The following is a 14,762-nucleotide window of genomic DNA, read 5'->3' as shown; positions in this document are numbered from 1 at the left end:
AGGACCAGCGCCAGGGGCTGGCGCGGCTCTGCGCGCCGTCCGGCGGTACGGGCCAGGAGGGCCAGGCCGAAGGCCAGGGTCTTGCCGGAGCCGGTGCGTCCGCGGCCGAGCACGTCACGGCCCGCGAGGGTGTTGGGCAGGGTGGCGCCCTGGATCGGGAAGGGCACGGTCACGCCCTGCGCGCCGAGGGCGGCCAACAGCTCGGCCGGCATGGCGAGGTCGGCGAAGGCCTCGACGGCGGGCAGCGCGGGAGTGATGGTCTTCGGCAGGGCGAACTCGCCCTGTACCGCGGCGGGTCGGCGGCCGTAGCCGCCCGAGCGGCTCGGACTTCCGGAACGGGGGGAGGACGATCCGAAGCGGCTGCCCCGTTCCGAACCGGCGGTAGCGCCGAATGCGGGGCCGCCGGTGCGGCTGCGGGTGCGGGAGGAACGGTCATTCGTACGAGTGCGGTTCATTCAGAACCTTCCTTGATGCGGCACGTATCAAGGAATTTCCGCAGCGGAAACGCAGCGCAGGGAATCACAAGAACGGGCCGAATGGAATGCGAAAGCGACTCTGGACTACAGAGATTCTGTACGGTCGCAGGTGCTGAGACGGGGTGGCGTCAGGTGGACGCGACATGCAGGAAAGGCGAGTGGGGTTGTAGCTCCGAGGAGGCTGTAACCCTGAGTGCTTCGTTCCGCAGGTGACACCACTGCGGGAAATGCGTGCAGCTGGGTCCCGCACCCCGAGGGATGCGGGCCCCAGCTACGAAATGCGCGTCAGCGTCAGGCGGGAACGATGTTCTCGGCCGTCGGGCCCTTCTGGCCCCGCGCGATGTCGAAGGTGACCTTCTGGCCTTCCAGCAGCTCGCGGAAGCCCTGGGCTGCGATGTTCGAGAAGTGGGCGAAGACATCGTCGCCGCCACCGTCCTGCTCGATGAAGCCGAAGCCCTTTGCCGCGTTGAACCACTTCACGGTGCCAGATGCCACGTAATATCTCCTTTGGGGCAGTACGCCGGCGCCCGCACTGTACGGACACCGTGTCGCCGCGATGATGCCCCGCCGGAAAATGACCGGAAAATATGAAGCGCTCGGCCGTGGTGGAAGCCCACTGGGGCGCTTGAAGTTTTTGGGTACCAAAACTGCAACCGAGATCGACAGTAGCACGCCGCAGCTGTTTGTGTGCGTGAAATATCTCCATCGGTGCGGCGCGGAAAACTCTCCCTGCGGGGTCCATTGAATTCTCTGACGGCGGGGACAGATATTGATTCCCCCCGAGCGCAGCGTTTCGGGAGCAAGGGTGTCCCCAAGTTGCGACGTGCAGTCCAGCGGTACCGACGGTGGCGGCCGCCTCGGCGGGAAGGCGTGTGCCGGCTCTCCGAGCAGGCCATTCCCGCCAGTTGGGGCCCGTGGAGGGCACGGAGGAGTCGTACAGGCCTGGACAACGACGAAGGCCCAGGTCGCTGACCTGGGCCTTCGTGCAAGAGCGGATGACGGGAATCGAACCCGCGCTATAAGCTTGGGAAGCTCATGTTCTACCATTAAACTACATCCGCGCAGCGGGCCAGTCGCCTGGACCCCTACCGTTGGACACTCTACCCCATGATCGACCCCCGGTGTATTTGCCGCGGAGCCGTCGTTGTCTGTCGTGTGCACGGAGGTGTGTGGGTACGGGAGTTGGGGCGTACCGTGTCGTGCGGAGCGCGGCGGCTGGAGCGGGTGCGGATCATCCCCTAATGTGGCGATTCGTCGCAGATCGGCTCGTTGGGGAAAGGGACTCGATGGAGCACACCGTCGTCCGTTGTGCCGAAGGGCACGTTTTCAGTACTGCCTCCTTCCCGCTGCAGCACCTCGGTGCCGGCCGGATCGGACCCGGGCGGCTGCTGCGGTGTCCGCGGTGCGCGCGCCTGCGGCAGGCCGTGCCCGTTGGCGGTGCGCCCAAGCGCTGAGCGCCGGGTGTGAGACGTACGGCCGGGCGCGCGGGCGTTCCCTCTCGATTGGGGGTGGCCCGCGCGCTCTGCGTATCCTCGGCACGTGCTTCTCTCTGACAAAGACATCCGGGCCGAGCTCGACAGCGGACGGGTTCGCATCGACCCGTTCGACGAGGCGATGGTGCAGCCCTCCAGCATCGATGTGCGTCTCGACCGGTTCTTCCGGGTGTTCGAGAATCACCGCTACGCCCACATCGACCCCGCGGTCGAGCAGCCGGACCTGACGCGGATGGTCGAGCCCGAAGGGGACGAGGCGTTCATCCTGCATCCCGGTGAGTTCGTCCTCGCGTCGACCTACGAGGTCATCTCGCTGCCCGACGACATCGCCTCCCGACTGGAGGGGAAGTCCAGCCTGGGCCGTCTCGGCCTCGTGACGCACTCGACCGCCGGGTTCATCGACCCCGGGTTCTCGGGTCACGTGACTCTCGAGCTGTCGAACCTGGCGACGCTGCCGATCAAGCTCTGGCCGGGCATGAAGATCGGGCAGCTGTGCATGTTCCGGCTCAGCTCGCCCGCGGAGTTCCCGTACGGCAGCGAACGGTACGGCTCCAGGTACCAGGGGCAGCGCGGGCCGACCGCCTCGCGCTCCTTCCAGAACTTCCACCGCACCCAGGTGAGGCACGAGGCATGAGCGACGCAGTACGCGAGAACCTGACCTACGAGGGCTTCGGCACCGCCGTGCGCGAGCTGGCGCAGACCATCGCCGACGACGGCTACGAGCCCGACATCATCCTGAGCATCGCCCGCGGCGGCGTGTTCGTCGCCGGCGGCCTGGCGTACGCCCTGGACTGCAAGAACATCCACCTGGTGAACGTGGAGTTCTACACCGGCGTCGGCACCACGCTGGAGATGCCGGTCATGCTGGCGCCCGTGCCCGAGGCGATCGACTTCACCGACAAGAAGGTCCTCATCGCCGACGACGTCGCCGACACCGGCAAGACGCTCAAGCTGGTGCACGACTTCTGCCTGGGCCACGTCGCCGAGGTGCGCTCCGCCGTCATCTACGAGAAGTCCCACTCGCTCGTGAAGTGCGAGTACGTGTGGAAGAAGACCGACGAGTGGATCAACTTCCCCTGGTCGGTCGAGCCGCCGGTCGTCAAGCGTGAGGGCCAGGTCCTCGACGCCTGAGACGCCTGATCCGATCCACCGCAGTCCGACCGGACATGCGCGAGGGGCCCCCGGCCGTTGCCGGGGGCCCCTCGCGCTTGGGCGTGCCTGCTGGATCTAGATGGTGCCCAGCTTGATGATCGACAGCAGGGCGATCAGCTGGATCGCGGAGGCGCCCAGCGCCTTCGGCCACGGCAGGTCGTGCGACTTGCTGACCAGCGAGGTGAAGAGCGCGCCCGCGGCGACCCAGGTGGCCCAGCCCAGTACCTGGACGATCATGTTGTCGCCGCCGAGGAACACGGCGAACAGCAGGCGCGGGGCGTCCGTGATGGACATGACCAGCATCGACAGGCCCACGGTGGGCTGCCAGCTGCCGTCGCCGCCCATCTGCCGGGCCAGGGTGTGCGTGACCGCGCCCAGCAGCAGACCGCAGATGACGAAGGCCGCGCCGGCGGACAGCACGATCGGGACGGCCTTCGACAGGGTCGCGTTGATCACGTCCTGGCGGGCGTCGTCGAGGCCGAAGACCGCCAGGAGACCGTAGAGGAAGGTCACGACCAGCGCCGGACCCCAGACGGGGTAGTCGCGCATCTGGAGGAAGGTCTGCCCCGGCCGCGTCACGATGCCGCGGAGCAGCTCCTTCCACGGCAGCCGCGGCCCGGACGGCGCCGCCGCGGCAGCGCCCGCGTGGTAGGTCGCACCCTGGCTGTACGGGTCCTCGCCGACGGCGAAGACCTGCGTGTGCCCGGGGTTGTCGTTGTTGTAGTTGCCGCCGCCTCCGTGGCCGTACGGGGGCTGCTGCGCGTGTGGGTGCTGCTGCCCGTACGGGTCGAAGTACTCCGGCTCGCCGTGGCCCCCGGCGTTCGGCTGCGGCCACTGCTGCTGCGGTGGCGGCCCGCCGACGGGAGGGTAGGGCGGCTGGCCGTACGGCGGCGGTTGCTGCTGACCGTACGACTGCTGCTGCTGCGGGGGTTGTTGGGGAGCGCGGTTGTTGTCCCGGCCGCGTCCGATCCTGAATCCAGCCACGTGATCGAACGTACCTGGTCCGGCGGCCTCCGGTGGCCGGGCAGCCGGAACAGGCACCCTTTGCGGCTGACCTGTGACATCCCTTAGGGGATCCCCGGGGGGTTGGCCCTACCCCCGGAGAGCACCGACCAGGTGTCTGGTTCACGTAGTTGCGTAGTGTTATGCGGCTCTTCGTTACGTTGTCGATGGAATACCCACATATCGGGCCCGTAGCTTCGTCTGCGTCGACTCCACGCAGCACGAACGATCACGAGCGATCACGAACGAGCCCGAGGAAGAGTCCCATCATGCGCAGCACCCGCCGAACCAACCGCCGAACCACTCTCCGTACCGCCGCGGTCGTCGCCGGCGCGGCGACCGTCCTGGCGCTCCCGGTCGGGTCCGCCGGCAGTGGCAGTGGCAGCGGTGTCATGGCGTCGGCGGGTGCCGCGGGGCTCGGCTTCGCCGTTCTGACGGGCCGCGAGCCGGGTGGCGGCCGGGGCTGACCGGAACGCCGGAACGGCCGGTCCCCGAGCGGGGACCGGCCGTTCCGTTGCGTGCCCTGTGCCTGGCGGCTGCCTACTTGGCGTCCTCGGCCTTCGCGTCGCCCTGCGTCGGCGCCTCGGCTTCCGCCCGGGGCTCGGCCTCGGCCGTCGTGCCGCCCTGCGGCGCCGCCTCGGCTTCCGGCTTCGCCTCGGCTTCCGCCTTGCCCCTGGGCTCGGCTTCCGGCTTGGGCGCGGACTCCGGCTCGGCCTCGGCTTCTGCCTTCGGCTCAGTTTCCGCCGTGGGCTCGGCCGTGGCGTCGGCCTCCGGCGCCCCTTCCGACTTCGCGTCCGCCTCGGCCTTCGCATCGGCTTCGGCCTTGGCCTTGGCCTTCGCCTCCGCCTCCGCCTTGGCCTTCGCTTCGGCTTCGGCCTTTGCCTTGGCTTCCTCGGCCGCCTTCGCCTTGGCCGCCGCTTCCGCCTCCGCCGCAGCGGCCGCCGCTGCCGCTTCCGCCTCCGCCGCCAGGGCGGCCAGTTCCGCCTCCGTCGGGCCCGGGGCCTTGACCGACTCCAGCAGCAGCTGGGCCACGTCCACGACCTGCACGGACTCCTTCGCCTGGCCGTCGTTCTTCTTGCCGTTGACCGAGTCGGTCAGCATGACCAGGCAGAACGGGCAGGCGGTCGAGACGATGTCGGGGTTGAGGGACAGGGCCTCGTCGACGCGCTCGTTGTTGATGCGCTTGCCGATCCGCTCCTCCATCCACATCCGCGCGCCACCGGCGCCGCAGCAGAAGCCCCGCTCCTTGTGGCGGTGCATCTCCTGCTGGCGCAGACCCGGCACGGCCGACATGATCTCGCGCGGCGGCGTGTAGACCTTGTTGTGCCGGCCCAGGTAGCACGGGTCGTGGTACGTGATCAGGCCGTCGACCGGCGTCACCGGCGTCAGCCGGCCCTCGTCGATCAGGTGCTGGAGCAGCTGCGTGTGGTGGATGACCTCGTACTCGCCGCCCAGCTGCGGGTACTCGTTCGCGATGGTGTTGAAGCAGTGCGGGCAGGTCGAGACGATCCGCTTCGCCGACTTCGGCTTCTTCGTCTCCGGGTCGTCGTCGTCCTCGCCGAAGGCCATGTTCAGCATGGCCACGTTCTCCTGGCCCAGCTGCTGGAACAGCGGCTCGTTGCCCAGGCGGCGCGGCGAGTCACCGGTGCACTTCTCGTCGCCGCCCATGATCGCGAACTTGACGCCCGCGATGTTCAGCAGCTCCGCGAAGGCCTTCGTGGTCTTCTTGGCCCGGTCCTCCAGGGCGCCGGCGCAGCCGACCCAGTAGAGGTAGTCGAACTCGGAGAGGTCCTCCGCGTCCTTGCCGATGATCGGGACCTCGAAGTCCACCTCCTTCGTCCACTCGACGCGCTGCTTCTTCGCCAGGCCCCAGGGGTTGCCCTTCTTCTCCAGGTTCTTGAGCATCGTGCCCGCCTCGGACGGGAACGCGGATTCGATCATCACCTGGTATCGGCGCATGTCGACGATGTGGTCGATGTGCTCGATGTCGACCGGGCACTGCTCCACGCACGCACCGCAGGTCGTGCAGGACCACAGCACGTCCGGGTCGATGACGCCGTTCTCCTCGACCGTGCCGATCAGCGGGCGCTCGGCCTCGGCCAGCGCCGTGGCCGGGACACCGGCGAGCTGCTCCGCCGTGGCCTTCTCGTTGCCCTCCATGTCCTTGCCGCCACCGGCCAGCAGGTACGGGGCCTTGGCGTGCGCGTGGTCGCGCAGCGACATGATCAGGAGCTTGGGGGAGAGCGGCTTGCCCGTGTTCCAGGCGGGGCACTGCGACTGGCAGCGGCCGCACTCGGTGCACGTGGAGAAGTCGAGGATGCCCTTCCAGGAGAACTGCTCGACCTGGGAGACGCCGAAGTTGTCGTCCTCGCCCGGGTCCTCGAAGTCGATCTCCTTGCCGCCGCTGGTCATCGGCTGGAGCGCGCCCAGCGCGGTCGCGCCGTCGGCGTTCCGCTTGAACCAGATGTTCGGGAAGCCGAGGAAGCGGTGCCAGGCGACACCCATGTTGGTGTTCAGGGAGACCACGATCATCCAGATCAGCGAGGTGCCGATCTTGATCATCGCGGTGAAGTAGATGGCGTTCTGCAGAGTGCTCGCCGACAGCCCGTCGAAGGCCGTGACCAGCGGGTACGAGATGGCGTACGCCGGCTCCCAGCCGTCCACGTGGTGGATCGCGCCCTCGAGGCCGCGCAGGCACAGGATCGCGAGGCCGATGGTGAGGATGATGTACTCGACGAAGTACGCCTGCCAGGCCTTCGAGCCGGCGAAGCGCGACTTGCGGCCGGCCCGGGAGGGCAGGCTGAGCAGGCGGATCGCGATCAGGACCAGGATGCCGACGACCGTCATCAGGCCGATGAACTCGATGTAGAGCTCGAACGGCAGGAAGCCGCCCAGGACCGGAAGGGTCCAGTCGGCCTGGAAGAGCTGACCGTAGGCCTGGGCCAGGGTCGGCGGGAGCGTCAGGAAGCCGATCGCGACGAACCAGTGCGCGAAGCCGACGATGCCCCAGCGGTTCATGCGGCTGTGGCCGAGGAACTCCCGGACGAGGGTCAGCGTTCGGGCCTTCGGGTCGTCCGTGCGGCTGCCGGCCGGCACGGGCTGACCGATCTTCACGAAGCGGTAGATCTGCGCCACGGCTCGTGCGAGCAGCGCGACGCCGACCACGGTCAGGACCAGCGACACGATGATCGCGGCGAGTTGCATGGGAGGGCTCCTCGGGCGGCACTTACTAAGCGGTAACTTATGAAGTCAAGGCTTGAGGTTACCCATTCCCGACGCCGCAATGTAGCTGAGCGTGCGGTGATCTGTGTCGCTCAGGCGAGCCTTTGTCGGTAGGCCGCCCGCGGGGTTCGCGCCAGGATCGCCAGGTCCATCCCGAGCCAGTGGTTCTCCACATAATGCCGGTCGAGCAGCGTCATCTCCTCCCAGGGGAGGTCGGAGCGTGTGCTCACCTGCCACAAGCCGGTCATTCCGGGGCGTACGAGGAGCCGGTCGGGGCGGTCCGTACGGGCCTCCGGGCGCGGGCCGACCAGCGACATCTCGCCGCGGATCACGTTGAGCAGCTGAGGGAGCCCGTCGAGGGCGCACCGCTCCACGAGCGCGCCCGCCCGCCCCGCCGCGGCCGTGTCGAAGCGCCAGGTCCGCAGCGGCCGCCCGGCGAGGCCGGCGGCGGCCTCCCGTGCGAAGGGGTGCCCGCCGGTGGCCGCGTACAGCAGCGCGGCGACCGCGGCCAGGGCCGGCGCGAGCAGGACCAGCAGGATGGCCGCCCCGACGAGGTCGAGCACCCGCTTCGCCGGCGGGGCCGCGGGTACCCGCACCCGCCGGGGGGCGGTGGGTGTGAGGGGCATACCGGCACGCTGCCGTACGGGTGTCGCGGGCCCGGCGCGCCGCGCGGCGCAGGTCCCTCGTCCGGCGGCGCCGGCCCGGGGAAAACGCAAGGTTGCGCGTAAGTGGCAGTTAAAGGTTGAGTCGACCCGACTCAGTTCTGTTGACGCGGGCGCGGGGTTGCGGCATGGTTGAGCCTGTTCCACTCAAGTCAGCTGGAGGAATCGAAATGGCACGTGCGGTCGGCATCGACCTGGGCACCACTAACTCCGTCGTCAGCGTTCTGGAAGGCGGCGAGCCCACCGTCATCACCAACGCCGAGGGCGCCAGGACCACGCCGTCCGTCGTCGCCTTCGCCAAGAACGGCGAGGTCCTCGTCGGCGAGGTGGCCAAGCGCCAGGCGGTCACGAACGTTGACCGGACCATCCGCTCCGTCAAGCGCCACATGGGCACTGACTGGAAGATCAACCTGGATGGCAAGGACTTCAACCCGCAGCAGATGAGCGCCTTCATCCTGCAGAAGCTGAAGCGCGACGCCGAGGCGTACCTGGGCGAGAAGGTCACGGACGCGGTCATCACCGTCCCGGCCTACTTCAACGACTCCGAGCGCCAGGCGACCAAGGAGGCCGGTGAGATCGCGGGCCTCAACGTCCTGCGCATCGTCAACGAGCCGACGGCCGCCGCCCTGGCCTACGGTCTCGACAAGGACGACCAGACCATCCTCGTCTTCGACCTCGGTGGCGGCACCTTCGACGTGTCGCTCCTGGAGATCGGTGACGGTGTCGTCGAGGTCAAGGCCACCAACGGTGACAACCACCTCGGTGGTGACGACTGGGACCAGCGCGTCGTGGACTACCTGGTGAAGCAGTTCGCCAACGGCCACGGCGTCGACCTGTCCAAGGACAAGATGGCGCTCCAGCGTCTGCGCGAGGCCGCCGAGAAGGCGAAGATCGAGCTGTCCTCCTCCACGGAGACCACGATCAACCTGCCGTACATCACGGCGTCCGCCGAGGGCCCGCTGCACCTGGACGAGAAGCTCACGCGCGCCCAGTTCCAGCAGCTGACCGCGGACCTGCTCGACCGCTGCAAGACCCCGTTCCACAACGTCATCAAGGACGCCGGCATCCAGCTGTCCGAGATCGACCACGTGGTCCTGGTCGGCGGCTCCACCCGCATGCCGGCCGTCGCCGAGCTGGTGAAGGAGCTGACCGGCGGTCAGGACGCGAACAAGGGCGTCAACCCGGACGAGGTCGTCGCCATCGGCGCCACCCTCCAGGCCGGTGTCCTCAAGGGTGAGGTCAAGGACGTCCTGCTCCTCGACGTGACCCCGCTGTCCCTCGGCATCGAGACCAAGGGCGGCATCATGACCAAGCTCATCGAGCGCAACACCACGATCCCGACCAAGCGGTCCGAGATCTTCACGACGGCCGAGGACAACCAGCCGTCCGTGCAGATCCAGGTCTACCAGGGCGAGCGCGAGATCGCGGCGTACAACAAGAAGCTCGGCATGTTCGAGCTGACCGGCCTGCCCCCGGCCCCGCGTGGCGTCCCGCAGATCGAGGTCTCCTTCGACATCGACGCGAACGGCATCATGCACGTCACGGCCAAGGACCTCGGCACGGGCAAGGAGCAGAAGATGACCGTCACCGGCGGCTCCTCGCTCGGCAAGGACGAGGTCGACCGCATGCGCCAGGAGGCGGAGCAGTACGCGGACGAGGACCTGCGCCGCAAGGAGGCCGCCGAGTCCCGCAACCAGGGCGAGCAGCTCGTCTACCAGACGGAGAAGTTCGTCAAGGACAACGAGGACAAGGTCCCGGCCGAGGTCAAGACCGAGGTCGAGTCCGCCGTCGCCGAGCTGAAGGAGAAGCTCAAGGGCGAGGACACCGGCGAGATCCGCAGCGCGACCGAGAAGCTCGCCGCGGTCAGCCAGAAGCTCGGCCAGGCGATCTACGCCGACGCGCAGGCCGCCCAGGGCGCCGCAGGTGCCGCCGCCGGTGACGCGGGTCAGGCCAAGGCCGACGACGACGTCGTCGACGCCGAGATCGTCGACGACGAGAAGCCGAAGGGTGGCGCTGCCTGATGTCGGAGGAGACCCCGGGCTTCGACGAGAAGCCCGAAGTCCCCGCCGACGCCGCTCAGGACGACGCCGAGCCGAAGGCCGCCGACTCCGCCGACACGGCGGAGGGGGCGGCCCCGGCCGGGGACAGCGCACAGGATGTGGCCCTGCTGGCGCAGCTGGACCAGGCCCGTACCGCGCTCGGTGAGCGCACCGCGGACCTCCAGCGGCTCCAGGCGGAGTACCAGAACTACCGCCGCCGGGTGGAGCGGGACCGGATCACCGTCAAGGAGATCGCGGTCGCGTCCCTTCTGACGGAGCTCCTGCCGACGCTCGACGACATCGGCCGGGCGCGGGAGCACGGCGAGCTGGTCGGCGGCTTCAAGTCGGTGGCCGAATCGCTGGAGACGGTCGCCGCGAAGATGGGCCTGCAGCAGTTCGGCAAGGAGGGCGAGCCCTTCGACCCGACGGTCCACGAGGCCCTGATGCACTCGTACGCACCGGACGTCACGGAGACGACCTGCGTGGCGATCCTGCAGCCGGGGTACCGGATCGGCGAGCGTACGATCCGTCCCGCACGGGTCGCGGTGGCCGAGCCCCAGCCGGGCGCGGCCCCCAAGTCCGAGTCCGCGGAGGGCGACCAGCCGTCCGGCGAGGACGCGGATGCAGCCGATCAGGGCTGACGCAGTACACGTAGAGGCACGGGAGGAGGGACACCGGGGATGAGCACGAAGGACTTCGTCGAGAAGGACTACTACAAGGTCCTCGGTGTCCCGAAGGACGCCACCGAGGCCGAGATCAAGAAGGCGTACCGGAAGCTCGCGCGCGAGTTCCACCCGGACGCCAACAAGGGCGACGCATCGGCCGAGGCGCGCTTCAAGGAGATCTCCGAGGCGAACGACATCCTCGGGGACGCCAAGAAGCGCAAGGAGTACGACGAGGCGCGCGCGCTGTTCGGCAACGGCGGCTTCCGCCCCGGGCCGGGCGGCGGCGGCTCGTTCAACTTCGACCTCGGCGACCTCTTCGGGGGCACCCAGCAGGGCGGTCAGGCCGGCGGCTTCGGCGGCGGCCTGGGCGACGTCTTCGGCGGCCTCTTCAACCGCGGCGCCGGCCCGGGGGCGGGCACCCGTACCCAGCCGCGCCGCGGCCAGGACATCGAGTCGGAGGTCACCCTCTCCTTCACGGAGGCGGTGGACGGGGCCACGGTCCCGCTCCGGATGTCCTCGCAGGCGCCCTGCAAGGCCTGTTCGGGCACCGGCGACAAGAACGGCACGCCCCGGGTGTGCCCGACCTGCGTCGGCACCGGCCAGGTCTCGCGGGGCAGCGGCGGCGGCTTCTCGCTGACCGACCCCTGCGCGGACTGCAAGGGCCGCGGCCTGATCGCCGAGACCCCCTGCGAGGTCTGCAAGGGCAGCGGTCGTGCCCGCAGCTCCCGCACCATGCAGGTCCGGATCCCGGCGGGCGTCTCCGACGGCCAGCGGATCCGGCTGCGCGGCAAGGGCGCCCCGGGCGAGCGGGGCGGCCCCGGCGGCGACCTCTACGTGGTGGTGCACGTCGGGACCCACCCGGTGTTCGGCCGCAAGGACGACAATCTGACGGTGACCGTCCCGGTGACGTTCGCGGAGGCTGCGCTGGGCGCCGACATCAAGGTCCCGACCTTGAACGGCCCCTCGGTGACGCTGAAACTGCCCCCGGGCACCCCGAACGGACGTACGATGCGGGCCCGCGGCAAGGGAGCGGTCCGCAAGGACGGCACCCGCGGGGACCTGCTGGTCACCGTGGAGGTGGCGGTTCCGACCGAGCTGTCCGACAAGGCACGCGAGGCGCTGGAGATGTACCGCGAGGCGACGGAGTCGCAGGACCCGCGCTCCGCGCTGTTCGAGTCCGCGAAGGGAGCATGACATGGACGGCCGCCGACGACAGTCCCGTCTGGGAAGCGGTGCCTACCAACTCACCGACGAGACCCCGGTCTACGTGATCTCGGTGGCCGCCCAGCTCTCGGGCCTGCACCCGCAGACCCTCCGCCAGTACGACCGTCTCGGCCTGGTCTCCCCGGACCGCACGGCGGGCCGCGGCCGGCGCTATTCGGCCCGGGACATCGAACTGCTCCGCACGGTGCAGGCACTGTCCCAGGACGAGGGCATCAACCTGGCGGGCATCAAGCGGATCATCGAGCTGGAGAACCAGGTGGCGGCGCTCCAGCAGCGCGTCGCCGAGCTCTCGGCGGCGGTGGACGGCGCGGCCGCCACGCTGCGGGCCCGCGAGGCCCAGGTGCACGCCTCGTACCGGCGCGACCTGGTCCCGTACCAGCCGCCGCAGCCGGGCAGCGCCCTGGTGGTCTGGCGGCCGAGCCCCAAGCGCCCGCTGGACTGACCGGCAGGCCGTCCCGGCCCCCGGAAGCACCCCCACGGGCTCCGCCCCTCCCAGGGCGGGGCCTGACGGCTTTCTAGACGCTTTCCCGGGCCGCGCCGTGGTCGCGCTCTCCACCGGGGCCCGGGTGTTCGCACTCCTCGTGGGCGGAAGGGCGGCCCAGGATGCCGGACTGGGCGATGAGGTAGCCGAGCTGGGCCCGGCTGCCGCTGCCCAGGGTGCTGGCGAGCTTGGCGATGTGGGCGCGGCAGGTCCGCACGTTCATGCCGAGGCGGCGGGCGATGGCCTCGTCCACGTGCCCTTCGATGAGGAGCTGGGCGATGGTGCGCTGCACGCCGGTGACGCCGCCGGGGGTGCTGCGGTACGTCACCTCCTCCGTGAGCGGTACGGCGCGGTGCCAGAGCTGCTCGAACACCTTGATGAGGTAGTCGACGAGGCCGGGGTGGCGCAGCTCCAGCGCGACCCGGCGGTCGTCGCTCACTGGGATGAAGGCGACGGTGCGGTCGAAGATGATCAGGCGCTCTATCAGCTCTTCGAGCGTGCGGATCTCGACCTTGCCCGTGGAGATCCGGTCCACGTAGGCGAGGGTGCCCTGGCTGTGCCGCGCGGTGTGCTGGTAGAGGGTCCGTATGCTGACCCCGCGGTCGATCAGCGGCTGGTCGCGCTCCAGGGCCTGTGTGAGGGCCTCGGAGGGCCGTGCGCCGCCCGGCTGGACCGTCAGCACCTCGGTGTGGCATTCGGCCGTCGCGAGGTTCAGTGCGGCATTGATCCGCTCGAAACCCTCCAGCACCGTGATGGCGTGGGTGTTGGCCGGGCTCTGTGCGCTGATGGCCAGGAAAGGCTCGAAAGTGTCGGTGAGATCTACAGCGCTGCGTCGGCGGTCCTGGATCTCGCGTTCAATCGGATGGAGCCGTTGAGCCAAAGCCACGGACGGGGGAACCGGGCGGAGCTGGTTGGCGTCATCCGGGTCGGGCTGCAGAAGGGCGAGTTCCAGCAGGCAGGGGGCGTTCTGGATCTCTCCCCGGGCTATCCGGCCGGTGCTCAGGGCAGCCGCGTAGAGCCGCGTTCCCTCGGCGCACATGGACGTGACGGGGTGGGGATGTGTCGCCTTTGTCTCATTTCGCGTCAAATCTCCACCCCCCAGGGTCCTGAACATGCAAGAACATGATGCATCGTCCCTGTGGCATTGACGTGCCTGAATGAGCCATCGTCTGACACGCGGGGGAGAGGATTCCATCAAGTGAGGACGAAGCCGACCATGTACAAGAGAATGCTTCGCTCGGTGCTTGCCATAGGTTTCTCCGCCGTTGCGGTTATTGGGGCAGTCAGCGCCGTCGAAAGTGACGCGGGGAGCGCTAGGGACGGTCAGGGTACGAGCCTGACGAGCACGGAGTTCGACACCGGCTGGACCACCGCGCCCGTGGGCAAGTACGCGGACACCGGCTGGACCGCCGCCGAACTGGGCGGTAAGGACGACACGGGCTGGACCGAGGCTCCTGCGACGGTGTCCGCATGACCCCCGACGACCGCGGCTTCCGCCGCGAGATGGCGTCGGCCTACCGCTCGGGCTGGCAGTTCATCGACCTCGCCACGGCCATCCCCCACCCCGGCGACACGTTGATGGTCACCCTGTTCGGCCAGCCCATCGTCATCGTGCGCGAGGAGGACGAGGACGTACGTGCCTACCGGTGCCTGCGCCGCCCGCGCGGCGCGCCGCAGCCCGTGCGCTGCGAGGTGCGCTACGGAATGGTCTTCGTCAATCTCGACCAGCGGGACCACCAGCTCTTCGAACCCGACATCACCACCGCCACCCCCCGCAGTGCCTGAAGCGATTCCCCCGTCGTTCCAGATCGCTCAGGTGCTACCCCCACACAACGGCGCCATCGTGGACCTGACCACGATGGCGCCGTTGTGATGCCCGCGTCCAGTGCGTGAACCGGACAAGACGAAGGATCAACGGCTCATGCGCGGCCCATGGCCCGGTCCAGAGTGATCTCCATGACCACGCGGTCCGGATTGGGCGACGGCGTCCGCCCGTACCGCTCCGCGTAGCGCGCCACGGCGTCGGCGACCGACGCCTCGTCCGTGCGGATCACCGCCCGGCCCTCCAGCGTGGCCCAGCGCCGCCCCGCCATCTGGCAGACCGCCACCCGGGCCCCGCCGCCCTGAGCGTCCTGCGCGTCCTGAGCGGCCAGGACGTTGCGGACCTTCTTGCTGTGCCTGTTGCTGATCACCCGCGCCAGGCCGGCCTCAGGGTCGTACGTCACGCCCACCGGCACCACGTGCGGGGTCCCGTCGGGGCGCGGGGTGGTCAGGGTGCAGACGTGCCGCTCCCGCCAGAAGGCGAGGTACTCGGGCGTCGGGTTGAGGACGTCATGGGACATGGGC

General features: G+C 69.2%; 17 protein-coding genes and 1 tRNA gene. 10 read left to right on the top strand and 8 right to left on the bottom strand.

Translation table 11 applies throughout. From position 1 onward, the window contains the following. The 3 genes from AB0F82_RS14805 to AB0F82_RS14795 all read right to left on the bottom strand — a co-directional run. Positions 1 to 455, bottom strand: a 455-nt coding sequence (locus tag AB0F82_RS14805; RefSeq protein ID WP_362627120.1) for a DEAD/DEAH box helicase, incomplete at its 3' end; no start/stop codon positions are given. 312 nt (positions 456 to 767) lie between these two features. Beyond that, positions 768 to 971: a cold-shock protein gene (locus tag AB0F82_RS14800; RefSeq protein WP_356811592.1), complete on the bottom strand. Its 204-nt coding sequence runs from the start codon at positions 969 to 971 to the stop codon at positions 768 to 770. 495 nt (positions 972 to 1,466) lie between these two features. Beyond that, positions 1,467 to 1,537, bottom strand: a tRNA-Gly gene (locus AB0F82_RS14795). 180 nt (positions 1,538 to 1,717) lie between these two features. On the opposite strand from AB0F82_RS14795, the gene AB0F82_RS14790 reads away from it, so the two are divergent. The 3 genes from AB0F82_RS14790 to AB0F82_RS14780 all read left to right on the top strand — a co-directional run bounded on the left by AB0F82_RS14790 (position 1,718) and on the right by AB0F82_RS14780 (position 3,100). Next, positions 1,718 to 1,930, top strand: a complete 213-nt coding sequence (locus AB0F82_RS14790) for a hypothetical protein (RefSeq protein ID WP_362627117.1) — start codon at positions 1,718 to 1,720, stop codon at positions 1,928 to 1,930. Between the two features lie 85 nt (positions 1,931 to 2,015). After that, entirely contained in the window at positions 2,016 to 2,603 is a 588-nt protein-coding gene (gene dcd / locus AB0F82_RS14785) for a dCTP deaminase (protein ID WP_030647898.1), read from the top strand. After that, entirely contained in the window at positions 2,600 to 3,100 is a 501-nt protein-coding gene (locus tag AB0F82_RS14780) for a phosphoribosyltransferase (RefSeq protein WP_362627114.1), read from the top strand. The genes dcd and AB0F82_RS14780 overlap by 4 nt, the downstream gene beginning before the upstream one ends. Positions 3,101 to 3,196: 96 nt before the next feature. On the opposite strand, the gene AB0F82_RS14775 is transcribed toward AB0F82_RS14780, so the two are convergent. After that, positions 3,197 to 4,105 carry a Yip1 family protein gene (locus tag AB0F82_RS14775; RefSeq protein WP_362627111.1) on the bottom strand — a complete coding sequence of 303 codons (909 nt, stop codon included), beginning with the start codon at positions 4,103 to 4,105 and terminating at the stop codon, positions 3,197 to 3,199. A gap of 287 nt (positions 4,106 to 4,392) precedes the next feature. Between AB0F82_RS14775 and AB0F82_RS14770 the strand changes: the two genes are divergently transcribed. Further along, complete coding sequence (locus AB0F82_RS14770) at positions 4,393 to 4,590, top strand: hypothetical protein (RefSeq protein WP_362627108.1); 198 nt, start codon at positions 4,393 to 4,395, stop codon at positions 4,588 to 4,590. Positions 4,591 to 4,663: 73 nt separating this feature from the next. Here AB0F82_RS14770 and AB0F82_RS14765 read toward each other — a convergent pair whose 3' ends face one another. Both AB0F82_RS14765 and AB0F82_RS14760 read right to left on the bottom strand, forming a co-directional pair. Beyond that, a complete protein-coding gene (locus AB0F82_RS14765; protein WP_436842091.1) occupies positions 4,664 to 7,327 on the bottom strand; it encodes a 4Fe-4S dicluster domain-containing protein in 2,664 nt (887 codons plus the stop codon). Positions 7,328 to 7,437: 110 nt separating this feature from the next. Next, on the bottom strand, positions 7,438 to 7,971 hold the full coding sequence (locus AB0F82_RS14760) for a sugar transferase (RefSeq protein WP_356811595.1): 534 nt from the start codon (positions 7,969 to 7,971) through the stop codon (positions 7,438 to 7,440). A 206-nt stretch (positions 7,972 to 8,177) separates the two neighbouring features. On the opposite strand from AB0F82_RS14760, the gene dnaK reads away from it, so the two are divergent. Genes dnaK through AB0F82_RS14740 form a run of 4 tightly spaced genes read left to right on the top strand, consistent with a single transcriptional unit; the run spans position 8,178 to position 12,377 of the window. Beyond that, positions 8,178 to 10,028 (top strand): molecular chaperone DnaK, encoded by a 1,851-nt coding sequence (gene dnaK, locus AB0F82_RS14755; RefSeq protein ID WP_356811596.1) that lies wholly within the window; start codon positions 8,178 to 8,180, stop codon positions 10,026 to 10,028. After that, entirely contained in the window at positions 10,028 to 10,687 is a 660-nt protein-coding gene (gene grpE, locus AB0F82_RS14750) for a nucleotide exchange factor GrpE (protein WP_356811597.1), read from the top strand. The genes dnaK and grpE overlap by 1 nt, the downstream gene beginning before the upstream one ends. A gap of 39 nt (positions 10,688 to 10,726) precedes the next feature. Next, the gene (gene dnaJ / locus AB0F82_RS14745; protein ID WP_356811598.1) at positions 10,727 to 11,905 is read left to right on the top strand and encodes a molecular chaperone DnaJ; all 1,179 of its coding nucleotides are present in this window, start codon (positions 10,727 to 10,729) and stop codon (positions 11,903 to 11,905) included. A gap of 1 nt (position 11,906) precedes the next feature. Then, positions 11,907 to 12,377, top strand: a complete 471-nt coding sequence (locus AB0F82_RS14740; protein ID WP_356811599.1) for a heat shock protein transcriptional repressor HspR — start codon at positions 11,907 to 11,909, stop codon at positions 12,375 to 12,377. 73 nt (positions 12,378 to 12,450) lie between these two features. Here the strand turns inward: AB0F82_RS14740 and AB0F82_RS14735 are convergent, their stop codons facing one another. Next, positions 12,451 to 13,530 carry a helix-turn-helix transcriptional regulator gene (locus AB0F82_RS14735; RefSeq protein WP_362627103.1) on the bottom strand — a complete coding sequence of 360 codons (1,080 nt, stop codon included), beginning with the start codon at positions 13,528 to 13,530 and terminating at the stop codon, positions 12,451 to 12,453. Positions 13,531 to 13,614: 84 nt separating this feature from the next. Here AB0F82_RS14735 and AB0F82_RS14730 point away from each other — a divergent pair, with 84 nt between their 5' ends. Beyond that, the gene (locus AB0F82_RS14730; protein WP_362627100.1) at positions 13,615 to 13,890 is read left to right on the top strand and encodes a hypothetical protein; all 276 of its coding nucleotides are present in this window, start codon (positions 13,615 to 13,617) and stop codon (positions 13,888 to 13,890) included. Then, the gene (locus AB0F82_RS14725; protein WP_362627097.1) at positions 13,887 to 14,201 is read left to right on the top strand and encodes a (2Fe-2S)-binding protein; all 315 of its coding nucleotides are present in this window, start codon (positions 13,887 to 13,889) and stop codon (positions 14,199 to 14,201) included. The genes AB0F82_RS14730 and AB0F82_RS14725 overlap by 4 nt, the downstream gene beginning before the upstream one ends. Before the next feature lie 134 nt (positions 14,202 to 14,335). Here AB0F82_RS14725 and AB0F82_RS14720 read toward each other — a convergent pair whose 3' ends face one another. Beyond that, a complete protein-coding gene (locus AB0F82_RS14720) occupies positions 14,336 to 14,758 on the bottom strand; it encodes a pyridoxamine 5'-phosphate oxidase family protein (RefSeq protein WP_356811601.1) in 423 nt (140 codons plus the stop codon). Positions 14,759 to 14,762: the final 4 nt, after the last annotated feature.

This window comes from Streptomyces virginiae (genome assembly GCF_040638905.1).
In the GTDB taxonomy this organism is placed as follows: Bacteria; Actinomycetota; Actinomycetes; order Streptomycetales; family Streptomycetaceae; genus Streptomyces; species Streptomyces virginiae_B.
Note: the sequence above shows the minus strand (reverse complement) of the source record. Positions and strands in the feature narration are given on the sequence as shown.